Below are 14,153 nucleotides of genomic sequence, written 5' to 3'. Positions count from 1 at the left end.
TCAATGTACACGACCATCGAGTGGAACTCAATGGTACATGACCATTGAGCGAAGCTCAATGATACACGACCATTGAGTGGAACTCAATAGCATATGACCATTGAGCGAAGCTCAATGGTACATGACCATTGAGCAAAGCTCAATGATACACGACAATTGAGTGGGACTCAATTGTACATGACCATCGAGGTATCCTCAATGGTACACGACCATCGAGTGGAACTCGATAGTACATGACCATTGAGCGAAGCTCAATGGTATGGAGAAGATCAGTTTATGGAAGAAGCAAGTGTTGCGAGAGTGGCAGAGCTGGTCCTTAATACGATCAACCGGGACTTTCCGCAGTTTTTCGGGTCTGACCCCAAAAGCCAAATGGAGGGATTGCCGAGTGCCGGACAGGAGACAGGCCAGACCGGTTTTTTGATTCCGGTAGGCGTTTCTGCCCGCCATGTGCATCTGACACAGGAGGATGTAGAGACCCTCTTCGGCCCCGGCTATCAGCTCACTAAAAAGAAGGAACTCATGGGCGGGCAGTTCGCCTCCAACGAGACGGTGACCATTGTCGGACTCAAGCTCAGGGCCATTGAAAATGTCCGGATCTTAGGACCGGTTCGGCGGAAGTCTCAGGTGGAGATTTCGGCGACAGACGCGATCCGCCTTGGGGTCAAGGCGCCTCTTCGGGAGTCAGGAGATATCGCGGGCAGCGCTCCGATTGCCCTGGTTGGACCGGCGGGGGCTCTCTTTCTCAAAGAGGGCTGCATCGTGGCGGCCAGACATATTCACATGTCCCCGGCGGACGCCAGAAGTGCCGGCGTGAAGGACGGAGATTATGTACGCGTCCGGGCGGATAATGAGAGAGGAACCATTTTTGACCATGTCAAGGTCAGGGTGGATGATTCCTTTACCCTGGAGATGCATATTGATACGGATGAGGCCAACGGCGCCGGACTGCGCCAGGGAGACTGTGTCCGCATGCTGAAAGGGGGAGGACAATGATTGTTGGGAAAGTAGTCGGGAGCGTTATCTCCACGCGAAAGAGCAGTAAGCTGGTGGGGAATAAGTTCATGATTATCGAAGCCTGCGCGGATATGCAGAAAGAGTCCTGCCGGCTGGTGGCCATTGACCCCATCGGAGCAGGGATTGGAGAGTATGTCCTGGTGGCGACGGGAAGCGCTGCCAGGATTGGAAGCGGTATGGATTTAGCCCCAATTGATGCGGCGATTGTCGGAATTATTGATGACCCATCCGAATTATGATAAGGGAGAGCGCCGAGAGCGGTGAGAGAGCATGGATTGTAAGACACTGAGAGACAAATTACAGCAGGCCGGCATTGCAGGGGCCGGCGGGGCCGGTTTTCCGACTTACGCCAAGCTGGACGAGCGGGCGGATACCATCCTGCTCAACTGTGCGGAATGCGAACCGTTGCTCTCCTTACATCGGCAGCTGCTGGCACTTCACACAGAGGAAATTCTGTCCGCCTTCGAACAGGTGGCCTGCACCGTCGGGGCAGAGAGGGCCATTGTCTGCGTTAAGAAGGAGTATAGGGCCGCGATCCAGGCGGTTGAGCATGGCTTGGAATCAGGACTTTATCCCCATGTCAGCCTCCATCTGCTTCAGGGGGTCTATCCCATGGGAGATGAGGTGGTCTTGGTCTATGAGGCGACCGGGCGGGTGATCCGTCCCGGCGGACTGCCCATAGAAGAGGGGGTCATCGTCTTCAATGTAGAGACCATGTACAATGTCAGTCGGGCCCTGACCCAGGAGGCTCCGGTGACCAAAAAGCTGGTCACGATGATCGGGGAGCTCAAAGAACCGAAGACCCTTTTCCTTCCCCTTGGCACTTCGCTCGAGGAGGCGATTGCCCTGGCAGGCGGTCCTTTGATTCAGGACTACGCCATACTTGTGGGCGGCCCCATGATGGGCAGAGAGGGAAGGAAAACAGATCCTGTCACCCGGACGACCAACGCGGTTTTGGTCCTGCCATCAGATCACGGGCTGATTCAGCGGATGCGGGCCAAAATCAGCGTTGACCTCCAGCGGGCGGCTTCCATCTGCTGCCAGTGTCGCGCCTGTACCGACCTGTGTCCGAGAAATGCCCTGGGACATCCGATTGAACCCCACAAGTTTATGCGCAGCGCGGCCAACCGGGATTTCAGTGACCCGCAGGTTTTTTTAGACACATTTTTCTGTTCCTCCTGCGGGACCTGTGAGTTATACGCGTGTCCGCAGAGCCTTTCGCCGCGCACCCTGATTACCGCGTACAAGAACGGGCTGAGGAAGGCGGGCGTCAAGGCGCCGGCGGATCCACAGTTTGCCCCGGTCAGTCAGGCGAGAGAATACCGAAAGGTTCCGGAGGCCAGACTAAAGGCCAGACTGGGGCTGAGCACCTATGACAGGCCGGCCCCTCTTTGCCCGGAGTCCTGTCAGCCGAAGAAGGTCAGGGTCTTTTTGAGCCAGCACATCGGAGCGCCTGCGCTCGCTGCCGTCGAAGAGGGGGCGCTGGTAAAGGAAGGTCAGACGATCGGCCGGGCGGCAGGGGGGCTTTCCCTTCCCGTCCACGCGTCCATTGGGGGGAGAGTTTCTCATATTACGGAGAAATGGATTGAAATCACAGCAGACTGATAAACAGAAGTGGCCGCGAAGACCATATTTGTTTGAATGTGAACGCGGTTATAAATCGAAGAGGATATTCGGGAGACAGATACTATGTCCAGGGCAATTGGGTTAGTGGAATTTAAGACGACGCCGAGTGGCATCCGGGCGGCCGACATCATGGTTAAGACAGCGAAGGTAGACCTCCTGGAAGCGCAGACGGTCTGTCCGGGCAAGTATATCGCCTTGATCGCCGGGGATTTGAGCGCGGTTGACGCCGCTGTTAAAGCTGCCATCGCCTCGTCAAGCGAGCACTACATTGACAGCTTTGTCTTAGGCAATCCTCACGAGAGTATTTTTCCTGCCCTCTACGGGACTTCTACAGTTGAGAATGTCCGGGCCCTCGGCATTTTGGAGACCTATGATGTCGCCTCCATTATTGTGGCTGCCGATCTGGCGGCCAAGACGGCGATTGTGGACCTGGTTGAGGTCCGCATTGCCAAGGGCATGTGCGGGAAGTCCTTTTTTGTCCTGACAGGAGAGATCGCGGCTGTCGAGGCCGCCGTGGCCAGAGCCAAAGAGGAGGTGGCCGAGTCAGGCATGTTCCTGGATTCCACAGTGATTGCAAATCCGGACCGGCAGATCTGTGACTCAATCCTCTGAGCAAATCACAATCATGAAGGAGTAAATCCATGCTTGCAATGGAGAGAAGAAATCTCATCCTGGAAAAACTGCAGGAGGAGAAGAAAGTTGTGGTGAATGCCCTTGCCAGGCAGTTTGACGTCTCTGAGGAGACCATCCGGCGCGATCTGGACAAGCTGGAACAGGATGGGGTCTGTACCAAGAGCTACGGAGGGGCGGTTTTCAATGAAAACACAACCATTGATATGCCCTTCAATGTCCGCACGAAAAATCACGTCCAGGGGAAACAGAAAATTGCAGCCCTGGTGGCGGGGATGATTGAGGAGGGAGACCACATCATTCTAGATGCCAGTTCCACCGCGGTTTTCATTGCCAAGGAGATCAAGGAGAAGGAACATCTGACCGTGATCACCAACTCCATTGAGATCATGATCGAGCTGTCGAATGTCTCGGGATGGGATGTCATCTCATCCGGCGGCAGATTAAAGCCGGGCGACCTGGCCCTGATCGGCCCAAGGGCTCTTGGCGGCCTGTCCGCGTTTAATGTGGAGAAAGCCTTCTTCTCCTGCAAGGGAGTTGACGCAGAGCGGGGGCTGACAGACAGTGATGACCAGCTGACACAGACCAAGCAGGTGCTGATGAAGTCGGCACAGAAGAAGGTCGTGACAGTGGATTCCTCGAAGTTTGAGCGGGTGGCCTTCGCTAAGATTTGTGACATCAGAGATGTCGATGTGATCGTGACAGATCAGAAACCATCAGAATCCTGGCTCTCTTTTTTGAAGAGAAATCATGTGGAGTGTCTCTATCCGCAGGAAAAGTAGCTCAGGAAAAGCAGCGATAGAAAAGCGACGATAGAGAAATACTGAAAGAGAAATACTGAAAGAGAAGTACTGAAAGAGAAGTACTGAAAGAGAAGTACTGAAAGAGAAGTACTGGTAGAAAGTACTGATAGAGAAGGGTGGTTTCATCACAGAGGAGAAAGGAGGCACAGATGGCAAAGACGAAGGAAAACAAGGAGATAGACAGCCTGACTGCAAAGACAGCGGAGAAACTTTTGCAGGGGACAGGAGCTGAAAAGAAAGAGACGAAGAGAGAAGCTTCCAAAGCGGAAGCTGTGAAGAAAAAGGCGGTTTCGGAGAAAAAGGAAGCCGCGAAGAAAAAGATGGAATCAGAGTCAAAAGCGGTCGCAAAGAAAAAGACGGTCTCAGAGACAAAAGTGACAGCGAAAAAAAAGACGGCGCCAAAGACAAAAGCATCCGCGAAGAAAAAGGAAGCTCCAAGGAAAAAAGAGAATTCAAAGAGAAAGGAAGCTTCCGGGACTCCTGTCAAAAGCGGGGTAATTGTCGGGGGAACAAAGGTGGAATCTCATCTGATCTGCCAGATTCCGACCTATCTCCTATGACTGCTCCTGAGGCTTTTGCGGGAAATTAGGATCATTTCAGACAAAAAAACGAAAAATTATTTTAAAAAGCACTTGAATCAAAGAGGGAATAAGGTATAATCATCATATGAGCGAAACGCTTCGCGATAAAGGACGAAACGTTTTATGCTGTTCGTATCATTCGCTTTTCGATGGGGGTATCGAAGAGGAGGGGAAATGACAAACAGATACTATTTGGCAGTCGACATCGGCGCTTCGAGCGGTCGGCATATTCTCTTCTCCAAGGAGAATGGGAGGATCCGGATGTCCGAGATCTACCGTTTTGAGAACGGGATGAAGAAAAAGGACGGACACCGGATCTGGGATGTCGAGCACTTGTCGAGGGAAATCGTCGCCGGCATGAAGAAGGCGGGAGAGATGGGCAAGATTCCCGTCTCTGTCGCGGTCGATACCTGGGGGGTTGATTACGTCCTTTTAGATGAGGACGACCATATTCTGGGAGATGTCTACGGTTACAGGGATAAGAGAACCGAGGGGATGGACACTCTTTTGAGCGAGAAGATTGACAGCCGGGAGCTCTACGAGATTACGGGAATTCAGGAGCAGTCTTACAACACGATCTACCAGCTTCTGGCGGATCAGGTCATGCGTCTGGACCTCTTAGAGAGGGCGCGAACATTTCTGAGCATGCCGGACTATTTCGGATTCTATTTGACCGGCAGGAAAGCCAATGAATATACAGAGTGCACAACAAGCGGACTGGTCGACGCCGAGAGCGGGAACTGGAACCGGGAACTGATCCGCAGGCTGGGATTGCCTCAGGAGATCTTTCTGGATCTTCTGCCCGCGGGATCTGTCCTGGGACAGCTCCGGCCGGAGATCGCCGCGGAAGTCGGATATGACTGCTCATTTATCGCCTGCGCCTCACACGATACGGCGTCTGCCGTGATGTCCATGCCCGATCCGAGCGGCAAGGGACTCTATATCAGCAGCGGGACCTGGTCCCTCATGGGAGTGGAGAGCGAGAAGGCGGTGACAGACGAAGAAGCCCACGCCGGCGGTTTCACCAATGAGGGCGGCTACGGCGGCAAGATTACTTTACTCAAGAATATTATGGGACTCTGGATGATCCAGTCTCTGCGTCATGAGCTTGACGACAGATATTCTTTTGCGGAGCTTGCAAAGCTGGGCCAGGAGGAGAGCGATTTCCCTGCCCTGGTCGATGTCAATGACAATCGTTTTCTGGCCCCTGACTCCATGATCGGCGCGATTCAGGATGCCTGCCGCCAGAAGGGGATGCCGGTGCCGGAGAGTCCGGGACAGCTGTCCGCTGTGATCTGCCGGTCCCTGGCCAGATGCTATGCAGATACGGCTAAGAAGCTGATGGACCTGACCGGCCAGAAGTTTGACAGTATCAACATTCTCGGGGGCGGAGGACAGAATACCTTCCTGAACCGTCTGACGGTGGAGGAATCCGGTCTGGCTGTCAACGCGGGGCCCTCCGAGGCCACTTCCGTTGGCAACGCCATCGCTCAGATGATCTGCGCCGGGGAATTCGAGGATCTGGCTCAGGCCAGGGCCTGTGTGAGAGAATCCTTTGCGGTTGAGACATTTTCCTGAGAGAAAATGCAGCAGAGCAGTTGGTTACAGATTTTAAATTTTAATATCAGAGAGGAGAAGGAGGAAGAAATGGCGGATCAGAGAAAGCTCGTTGGGGGACATCCGGTAATTGGAATCAGGCCGGTAATCGATGGCCGAAAGGGACCCCTTGATGTCAGAGGAGCTCTGGAAGAACAGACCATGTCCATGGCAAAGAGAGCTAAGAAGCTCTTTGAGGATAAGCTCTTCTACGCGGACGGAAGCAAGGTTAAGGTTGTGATTTCGGATTGTACCATCGGCCGCGTGAGAGAGAGCGCTCTCTGTGCGGAGCAGTTTAAGAGAGAAGGGGTGGATATCACCTTGACCGTGACACCCTGCTGGTGCTATGGGTCTGAGACCATGGATATGGATCCCAACACCATCAAGGGTGTCTGGGGACTGAACGCGACGGAGCGCCCGGGGGCTGTCTATCTGGCCTCTGTTCTCGCGACACACGCGCAGAAGGGCCTTCCCGCTTTTGGCATCTATGGCAGAGATGTGCAGGACGCGGATGACGAGAACATCCCCGTGGATGTAGAGGAAATGCTTCTTCGCTTCGGCAGGGCTTCTATTGCGGCGGCTTCCTTAAGAGGCCTGTCCTATCTGCAGATCGGATCCGTCACGATGGGAATCGGCGGCTCCATTATGGATCAGGACTTCCTGGAGAGCTATCTTGGCATGCGGGTCGAGTCGGTCGATGAGGTCGAGGTTCTTCGCCGGATGGACGAGGGAATCTATGATCACGAGGAGTTCGAGCGCGCCCTGGCATGGACGAAGGCCAACTGCAAGGAAGGCTTTGACAAAAACCCGGATTGGATTCAAAAGGATCGCAAGACCAAGGACGAGCAGTGGGAATTCACGGTCAAGATGTATCTGATTATCAAGGACCTGATGCGGGGCAACGAGAAGCTGGCAGACAAGTTCCCGGAGGAGGCTCTGGGGCACAACGCGATCTGCGGCGGCTTCCAGGGACAGAGACAGTGGACCGACCACTGGCCTAACTGCGACTATCCTGAGGCCTTCCTGTCCACATCTTTCGATTATGACGGCAAGAGAGAGCCCTATATCTTAGCGACCGAGAACGATATCTTAAACGGACTGTGCATGCTCTTTGAGAAGCAGCTGACCGGACGCTCAGCCATGTTCTCCGATGTCAGAACCTATTGGAGCGGCGACGCTGTCAAGAGAGTGACCGGTTACGAGATTGAGGGACACGCCAGGGAGGCCGACGGCTTCCTGCACCTGATCAATTCCGGCGCCTCCGCCCTGGATTTCTCCGGCGTATGTACCGGAGCGGACGGCAAGCCCGAGATCAAGAAGTGGTGGGAGATTACGGAGGAGGATCAGAAGAAGATCCTTGAGGCGACTACCTGGAATCCCGCGGACAACGGTTATTTCAGAGGCGGCGGCTATTCATCCCGTTTCTTAACCGCCACAGAAATGCCTGTCACCATGCTTCGTCTGAATCTGGTCAAGGGACTTGGCCCCTTCCTGCAGATTGCAGAGGGCTGGACCGTAGCCCTTCCTGATCAGGTCAATGAAATCCTCTGGAAGAGGACAGATTACACCTGGCCCTGCACCTGGTTCGCACCCCGTGTTGATCACGTTCCCGGCTCTGCCTTCTGCACTGCCTATGATGTGATGAAGAACTGGGGAGCCAATCACGGTTCAACGGTATATGGCCACGTGGGCGCGGATCTGATCACCATGGCATCCATTCTTCGTATTCCGGTTGCCATGCACAACATTCCCTCCGAGAAGATCTATCGCCCCGCGGTCTGGAATGCGTTCGGCACCGAGGACAAGGAGGGGGCTGACTTCAGAGCCTGCAACGCCTTCGGACCTCTCTATAAGAAGTACAGATAAGGGGGAGATATGCTGAAAGGAATTCCAAAGATTCTGTCTCCGGAACTCTTAAAAACCCTCTGCGAGATGGGACACAGCGATGTGCTGGTCATTGGGGACGGGAATTATCCCATTCCCAGTGTAAAGGGAGAGAATACAGTTGTGATCCGGATGGACGGACACGGCGTCAGCGAGGTTTTAGACGCGATACTGGAGGTCTTCCCCTTAGATCCCTATGTGGAACATCCAGTCAATCTCATGGAGCTTATGCCCCAGGATCAGGGGAAGATCAAGACTCCCATCTGGGAGGAATACAAAGAGATTGTCGCCAGACACGACGAGCGGGGGGCGGATGCCATCGGGCAGATCGAGCGCTTTGCCTTCTATGAGGAGACGAAGAAACGCGCCTATTGCCTGATCGCGACGAGTGAGTCCGCTGTTTACGCCAACGTCATGTTGCAGAAGGGAATCGTTTGATTCGGGAGTATGGGAGGTATTTGTTTTGGAAAAAATTAAGGGGAATCCGGTTGTCAGAAAAATCGGATTAAACAGGATCATTCTTCTCGGCGTTCTGGTGCTGATGTTTCTCGCCTGCTGCCTTGGAATCGACGGATTTGCCGCAGCGGGGAAGGAACACCTTCTGAACACCCTGAACTATGTGTATTTTCTGGGTTTTCTCTCTCTGGGAGTTACCTTTGTCATCGCGACGGGCGGCATTGATTTCTCGATCGGACCGGTCATGTTCTGCTGCGCGCTGGTAGCCGGCTATTGCCTGAATTCCTACGGATTTCCGCTGGTGATCTGTATTGTTTTGGCAGTCATCATCGGGCTGATCTTCGGGGCCTTTAACGGTTGGCTGGTGGCTTACCAGTCGGTGCCCGCTTTTATCGTATCCATGGCGTCTATGAATATCGCCAAGGGAATTGCCGCTGTCTTCACCAAGACCCAGTCGCAGAGCTGGCCACTGTCCACAGATCCGGTCAACGGCTGGTTTAGAAACCTGATTTCCTATAAGGGTTTTCCGGTCGGTCTGGTTGTCTTTTTACTGGTGGCAGCGCTCTGCAGCTGCATTCTCTATAACACCAAGGCGGGCAGATATATTCTCTGCCTGGGGAGCAACCGCGAGGCGGTGCGCCTGTCCGGCGTTGACATCAAGCGCTGGGAGATGCTTGCCTATGTCATCTGCGGATTGCTGGTAGGTCTTGCTTCCGTCTACTTCGTCGCCTGCTATACAACAGTACAGCCCGGCTATGGAGACCAGTACAACAACGAAGCCATTGCCGGCTGCGTCATGGGAGGAACTTCCATGGTCGGCGGTCTGGCGTCCATTCTTGGAACTGTGATCGGTGTCTCTATTATCTCCATGCTTCAGGAGGGCCTCCTGGCACTGGGCCTGGGCAAGGATATTCAGTTGATTATCACCGGTATCATCGTTATCGTTGCGGTCTACATTGATGTTACGGCCAGACGCAAGAAGAATTGACTGGGGGGAATATGGGAGAAGTAATTCTGACAATGAAGGGAATCGACAAGAGCTTTCCCGGCGTTCACTGCCTGGATCATGTCGATTTCGAAGTAAAACGCGGTGAAGTTCACGCCCTGATGGGGGAGAACGGAGCCGGCAAGTCCACCCTGATGAAGGTCTTGACGGGAATCTACAAGATGGATTCCGGCAGCATTACCTACGAGGGAAAAGAGGTAGAATTCCGCAGTACCCGCGAGGCACAGGAAGCAGGAGTCATCATCGTCCACCAGGAGCTCAACATGGTGGGGGATCTGACCGTCGCTCAGAATATCTTCATCGGCAGAGAGCCCAGGAAGGGAATAAGGATTGACGATAAGAAGATGATCGAGGACGCGGCAAAGATCTTTGAGAGGATGCACATTGACATTGATCCGAAAGCCAAGATGAGCACCCTGACGGTCGGCAAACAGCAGATGTGTGAGATCGCCAAGGCCATTTCGCACGACGCAAAGCTGATCATCTTCGATGAGCCCTCCGCCGCTCTGACCGAGAAGGAAATCGAGGATCTCTTCACCATTATCCGGGACCTGCGGGAACAGGATTTGGGAATCGTCTATATTTCCCACCGCATGGACGAGATCAAGGTGATCACCGACCGTGTTTCCGTCATGCGAGACGGCAAATATATCGGGACTTTGATCACCAAGGATTCCAGCAAGGAAGACATCATCAATATGATGGTAGGCCGCGTCATCTATGAGGAGCCCAAGACCAAGAGCGCTGTTGCGGCGGATGCCCCGGTCGTTCTCAAGGTCGAGGGACTCAACGCCGGCAAGATGGTACAGGACGTCAGCTTTGAGCTTAAGAAGGGAGAGATCCTCGGATTCTCAGGCCTGATGGGAGCCGGAAGAACGGAGACGGCAAGAGCCATCTTCGGAGCGGATCCCAAGACCAGCGGCAAGATCTCTATCGCGGACGAGTCCGGCCAGCTGAAAGAGGTGACCATTCATTCTCCGCAGGATGCGGTTAAGGCCGGTATCGGCTACCTGTCCGAGGACAGAAAGCGCTATGGAGTTGTGACCCAGAAGACGGTTGCCGAGAATACGACACTGGCCTGTCTGGACAAATACGTCGATCATTTCTTTATCAATAAGAGCAAGGAAATCAAGGACACGAACGCCTTCATCGAGAAGCTGGCCACCAAGACGCCGAGCCCCAATCAGCTTGTCGTCAACCTGTCCGGAGGAAATCAGCAGAAGGTAGTTATTCAGAAATGGCTGGACAGGGACAGTGAGATCCTGATTTTTGACGAGCCGACCAGAGGAATTGATGTCGGAGCCAAGAACGAGATCTACAAGCTGATGACCCTTTTGGCCGAGTCCGGAAAATCGATCATCATGATCTCCTCCGAGATGACAGAGATTCTTCGTATGAGTGACAGGGTCATTGTCATGTGCGAGGGCAAGGTCACCGGTCAGGTAATGATTGAGGACGCAACGCAGGAGAAGATCATGAATCTTGCGACCAGAGATATCGATTGAGGGGGGCAGCATGAAAGAATTACAGAAGAAGAAACTCTTAAGCGATCAGAGATTTGTGGCATTCCTTGTCGCTATGGCTCTGGTAGTGATCTACATGATCTTCAGCCCCGGATTCCGCCACTACTCCTCTTTTGTGAGTATGATGGATTTCTCCTACTACGATATCCTGATGGCCATCGGCGTCACCTTTCCTCTGATTACAGCGGGCGTTGACCTCTCCATCGGAACGGGTATGGTCTGCTACGCTCTGGTGGCAGGAACTCTGATTCGAAACTATGATCTTCCGGTTGGAATCGCCATGCTGATCTGTATCGTCATGGGTGTTCTGATGGGCCTGATCAACGGAATCTTGGTTGGCGTTATGAACCTGGCGCCCTTTATCGCGACCCTGTCGACCTGCATGATCACCAGAGGAATCGGATCCATGTGCAAGGCGACTCCCTGGCCGACGGTAACGCAGCCGGGCGGCTGGTTTCACTCCATCTTCAAGCTGACCTTCGGAAGCGGCAGAAGCGCTCTGCGCCTTCCCATCGGCCTTGTCATTATGATCGCCCTGGTCATCCTGATGGAGTTCATCTTAAACCACACCAGGATGGGACGTTATACCATCGCCATCGGATCTAATAAGGAGGCGACGGCCCTGTCCGGCGTCAACGTCAGATTCTATCATGTGATGTCCTATGTCATCTGCGGTCTCTTCACAGGTCTTGCCGCGATCGCCTATGCGGCGGTAACACCGACCGTACAGCCGGGGACAGGAGCCGGACTGGAGATGGATGCCATCGGCGGCGTCTTCGTCGGCGGCGTCTGCGCAACCGGCGGCTATGGATCCATTATTGGTACCTTCATCGGTGTTATGGTCATTATGCTTCTGAAGACAGGACTTCCCTATGTCGGACTTCAGTCCAACTGGCAGCAGATCATCACGGGAGCAGTTCTGATTGTGGCTGTCCTCATTGACATCAAGAGAAATAAAGGGAAAAAGGACGAGTAAATTCAGGTTACGCGCTTGGGATCGGATGAACCCGGTCCCGGGCAAATAATATTCATTCTTTCAAAATACAAAGGAGGGTTAAAAGAATGAAAAAGAAACTAGTTGCAACAATATTAGCGATGGCACTCTGCGTGACTTCTCTCTACGGCTGCGGTTCGGGAGGTAAGAAGGAGGAGAGCAAGGGTTCGGATAAGAAGACGGAATCCTCAGCCAACAATAACGCGGGAGGAAGCAATGATCTTCCGGAGCAGTTCAAGGGCCTTAAGGCAGACAAGGCTTACAGCTTCCCCATGCTGGTAAAGTCTTTCCAGTCTACTTACTGGGGCGCTGCTCAGAAGGGAATGCAGAAGGCCGCCAAGGAGCTCGGCGTTGAGGTTAAGCCTCAGGGACCGAACACCGAGTCAGACATCGCCGATCAGATCAACATGCTTGAGTCAGCCATTGCGGCTAAACCGGCAGGAATCGGAATCGCAGCCTGCGACTCCAGCTCTGTACTGGATTCCTTTAAGAAGGCAGCTGAGGCCAAGATTCCTCTGGTCTGCTTTGACACAGGGGTTGCTGATGCACCCAAGGGATCTGTTGCCTGCACGATCGCAACGGATAACAGACAGGCCGGATCCGTTGCCGCAGACCATATGTATGAGGTGCTGAAGGATAAGATCAAAAAGGCTGACAAGCCTGTCCGCATCGGTGAGATCAACCAGGATGCCACCGCTGCCAATATCGAGGAGCGCGGCCTTGGTTTCGTTGACCGCATGATTGAGCTGATCCACAAGGACGGCAAGACCGTATCCGTTACCGGTAACGAGTTCTATGTAAACCATGCCAAGGGCGCAGACAAGGGCGATACCAATGTGGTTATTGAAGTTCGCGTTCCCGCGCAGACCACTGTTGAGCTCTGCTCCAACGAGGCTCAGGCTATCCTCTCCAAGAAGGATACCATCGGTGTCTTCGGCTCCAACCAGGTTTCCGCAGAGGGACTTCTGGCAGCCAATACCAACCTGAATGTACTGGGTTCCAACGCTGACAAGGGTGATGTCATCGGTATCGGCTTCGACGCCGGCTCTACCATCAAGGCAGCAGTCAAGGACGGCGTTATGCTCGGCGCAGTTACCCAGTCTCCTCTGATGATGGGTTATTATGCCGTATATGCTCTGACCGCAGCTGCGAATGGCAAGACCGATCTCAAGGATGTCGCAACGGCAGGTTACTGGTATGATTCCAGCAACATGACTGATGAGAGCATCGCTCCCAACCTTTACGACTGATGTTTTCATCTGTTACCATGATAGCGGGAGACTCCTCGGAGTCTCCTGCTCTGATATAGGCGTCAGAAGATGGCGCTTATATCAGAGCAGAAGCAGGAAGCACCCGTATCAATGTGAGGGGAAAGAGCTATGAATTACGAATATCCGCAGGTCTTTGACAGCTATTATCAGGAGACTGACCCGGATCAAAGAGAGAAGATATTCTCTGGGCTAAAGGAGCAGACAGACCGGGAAGAGACATTTGCCAGGGCCGCGAGAGAACTGTTTGACAGAAGACATACGGATCCTAAGAGGAAGGGACAGAGGGTAGATACCTTCCTCTGGAATATGATCAACCTTGTGATTGTGGCCAAGAGCGCCCGCGTTTTCGCCCGACGGAGCCGCAGGGAGACCCTGGAGGCACTGGCCTCTATGGAGGGTCAGACAAGAGAAACCTATGGGGAAGAGGGGACGGCTGCTCTCTACTGGGAGTATCGAAATGCGGCCAGACGCTACTTCGCGACAACGGCCAGTAAAGGATACGGCAGAAAGGTTTTTGGCATTATCGCGGCCAATGAGGAAGACCGCAAGAAACGCAGCTGCGCGGATGCCTATGAGATGTCGATCGGACTGGCGCGGCGGCTGGCTTTGGATGAAGAGATGGCCCTGTTTTCTGACGCGGTGAGAGATGAGTATTCCTGCTATGACGCGGCAGCTGCTGAGCGCCTTGAGGACTACGCCGCTTCGCGAAAGGACAAGGATCTCAAGCGAAAGAGTTGAGAGACAATGTCTTAGGATTGTCAGAATT

General features: G+C 53.6%; 14 protein-coding genes. All 14 read left to right on the top strand.

Annotated features, from left to right (window positions below):
* Nucleotides 1-372 precede the first annotated feature (372 nt).
* The 14 genes from HMPREF1508_RS08715 to HMPREF1508_RS08650 all read left to right on the top strand — a co-directional run bounded on the left by HMPREF1508_RS08715 (nt 373) and on the right by HMPREF1508_RS08650 (nt 14,125).
* Nucleotides 373-996 carry a phosphate propanoyltransferase gene (locus HMPREF1508_RS08715; protein WP_044961248.1) on the top strand — a complete coding sequence of 208 codons (624 nt, stop codon included), beginning with the start codon at nt 373-375 and terminating at the stop codon, nt 994-996.
* Nucleotides 993-1,256, top strand: a complete 264-nt coding sequence (locus HMPREF1508_RS08710; protein ID WP_006905674.1) for a EutN/CcmL family microcompartment protein — start codon at nt 993-995, stop codon at nt 1,254-1,256. The genes HMPREF1508_RS08715 and HMPREF1508_RS08710 overlap by 4 nt, the downstream gene beginning before the upstream one ends.
* 31 nt (nt 1,257-1,287) lie before the next feature.
* Nucleotides 1,288-2,622 (top strand): 4Fe-4S dicluster domain-containing protein, encoded by a 1,335-nt coding sequence (locus HMPREF1508_RS08705; RefSeq protein ID WP_044961195.1) that lies wholly within the window; start codon nt 1,288-1,290, stop codon nt 2,620-2,622.
* A gap of 84 nt (nt 2,623-2,706) precedes the next feature.
* On the top strand, nt 2,707-3,255 hold the full coding sequence (locus tag HMPREF1508_RS08700; RefSeq protein ID WP_006905672.1) for a BMC domain-containing protein: 549 nt from the start codon (nt 2,707-2,709) through the stop codon (nt 3,253-3,255).
* Between the two features lie 29 nt (nt 3,256-3,284).
* Entirely contained in the window at nt 3,285-4,055 is a 771-nt protein-coding gene (locus HMPREF1508_RS08695) for a DeoR/GlpR family DNA-binding transcription regulator (RefSeq protein ID WP_006905671.1), read from the top strand.
* Between the two features lie 170 nt (nt 4,056-4,225).
* Nucleotides 4,226-4,636, top strand: coding sequence for a hypothetical protein (locus tag HMPREF1508_RS08690; RefSeq protein ID WP_049906952.1), 411 nt, complete (start codon nt 4,226-4,228; stop codon nt 4,634-4,636).
* A 195-nt stretch (nt 4,637-4,831) separates the two neighbouring features.
* Nucleotides 4,832-6,235, top strand: a complete 1,404-nt coding sequence (locus tag HMPREF1508_RS08685; RefSeq protein ID WP_044961193.1) for a rhamnulokinase — start codon at nt 4,832-4,834, stop codon at nt 6,233-6,235.
* Nucleotides 6,236-6,304: 69 nt separating this feature from the next.
* Nucleotides 6,305-8,119, top strand: coding sequence for an L-fucose isomerase (locus HMPREF1508_RS08680; protein ID WP_044961246.1), 1,815 nt, complete (start codon nt 6,305-6,307; stop codon nt 8,117-8,119).
* Between the two features lie 9 nt (nt 8,120-8,128).
* On the top strand, nt 8,129-8,575 hold the full coding sequence (locus HMPREF1508_RS08675; RefSeq protein WP_044961191.1) for an RbsD/FucU family protein: 447 nt from the start codon (nt 8,129-8,131) through the stop codon (nt 8,573-8,575).
* Between the two features lie 25 nt (nt 8,576-8,600).
* On the top strand, nt 8,601-9,581 hold the full coding sequence (locus HMPREF1508_RS08670; RefSeq protein WP_006905666.1) for an ABC transporter permease: 981 nt from the start codon (nt 8,601-8,603) through the stop codon (nt 9,579-9,581).
* An 11-nt stretch (nt 9,582-9,592) separates the two neighbouring features.
* On the top strand, nt 9,593-11,104 hold the full coding sequence (locus HMPREF1508_RS08665) for a sugar ABC transporter ATP-binding protein (RefSeq protein WP_044961190.1): 1,512 nt from the start codon (nt 9,593-9,595) through the stop codon (nt 11,102-11,104).
* A gap of 10 nt (nt 11,105-11,114) precedes the next feature.
* Nucleotides 11,115-12,098 (top strand): ABC transporter permease, encoded by a 984-nt coding sequence (locus tag HMPREF1508_RS08660; protein ID WP_044961188.1) that lies wholly within the window; start codon nt 11,115-11,117, stop codon nt 12,096-12,098.
* A gap of 86 nt (nt 12,099-12,184) precedes the next feature.
* Nucleotides 12,185-13,366 carry a substrate-binding domain-containing protein gene (locus HMPREF1508_RS08655; protein WP_044961186.1) on the top strand — a complete coding sequence of 394 codons (1,182 nt, stop codon included), beginning with the start codon at nt 12,185-12,187 and terminating at the stop codon, nt 13,364-13,366.
* A gap of 129 nt (nt 13,367-13,495) precedes the next feature.
* On the top strand, nt 13,496-14,125 hold the full coding sequence (locus HMPREF1508_RS08650; protein WP_044961184.1) for a DUF6553 family protein: 630 nt from the start codon (nt 13,496-13,498) through the stop codon (nt 14,123-14,125).
* Nucleotides 14,126-14,153 lie beyond the last annotated feature (28 nt).

The organism is Shuttleworthella sp. MSX8B (genome assembly GCF_000524295.1).
Lineage (GTDB): Bacteria > Bacillota > Clostridia > Lachnospirales > Lachnospiraceae > Shuttleworthia > Shuttleworthia satelles.
The sequence above is the reverse complement of the archived record's forward strand: the minus strand, read 5'-3'. Positions and strand labels throughout refer to the sequence as shown.

Coding starts and splice junctions, on each gene's coding strand:
- HMPREF1508_RS08695 (WP_006905671.1), top strand. CDS start 3,285: ATGCTTGCAATGGAGAGAAGAAATCTCATCCTGGAAAAACTGCAGGAG.
- HMPREF1508_RS08700 (WP_006905672.1), top strand. CDS start 2,707: ATGTCCAGGGCAATTGGGTTAGTGGAATTTAAGACGACGCCGAGTGGC.
- HMPREF1508_RS08665 (WP_044961190.1), top strand. CDS start 9,593: ATGGGAGAAGTAATTCTGACAATGAAGGGAATCGACAAGAGCTTTCCC.
- HMPREF1508_RS08710 (WP_006905674.1), top strand. CDS start 993: ATGATTGTTGGGAAAGTAGTCGGGAGCGTTATCTCCACGCGAAAGAGC.
- HMPREF1508_RS08690 (WP_049906952.1), top strand. CDS start 4,226: ATGGCAAAGACGAAGGAAAACAAGGAGATAGACAGCCTGACTGCAAAG.
- HMPREF1508_RS08705 (WP_044961195.1), top strand. CDS start 1,288: ATGGATTGTAAGACACTGAGAGACAAATTACAGCAGGCCGGCATTGCA.
- HMPREF1508_RS08715 (WP_044961248.1), top strand. CDS start 373: ATGGAGGGATTGCCGAGTGCCGGACAGGAGACAGGCCAGACCGGTTTT.
- HMPREF1508_RS08660 (WP_044961188.1), top strand. CDS start 11,115: ATGAAAGAATTACAGAAGAAGAAACTCTTAAGCGATCAGAGATTTGTG.
- HMPREF1508_RS08650 (WP_044961184.1), top strand. CDS start 13,496: ATGAATTACGAATATCCGCAGGTCTTTGACAGCTATTATCAGGAGACT.
- HMPREF1508_RS08655 (WP_044961186.1), top strand. CDS start 12,185: ATGAAAAAGAAACTAGTTGCAACAATATTAGCGATGGCACTCTGCGTG.
- HMPREF1508_RS08685 (WP_044961193.1), top strand. CDS start 4,832: ATGACAAACAGATACTATTTGGCAGTCGACATCGGCGCTTCGAGCGGT.
- HMPREF1508_RS08680 (WP_044961246.1), top strand. CDS start 6,305: ATGGCGGATCAGAGAAAGCTCGTTGGGGGACATCCGGTAATTGGAATC.
- HMPREF1508_RS08675 (WP_044961191.1), top strand. CDS start 8,129: ATGCTGAAAGGAATTCCAAAGATTCTGTCTCCGGAACTCTTAAAAACC.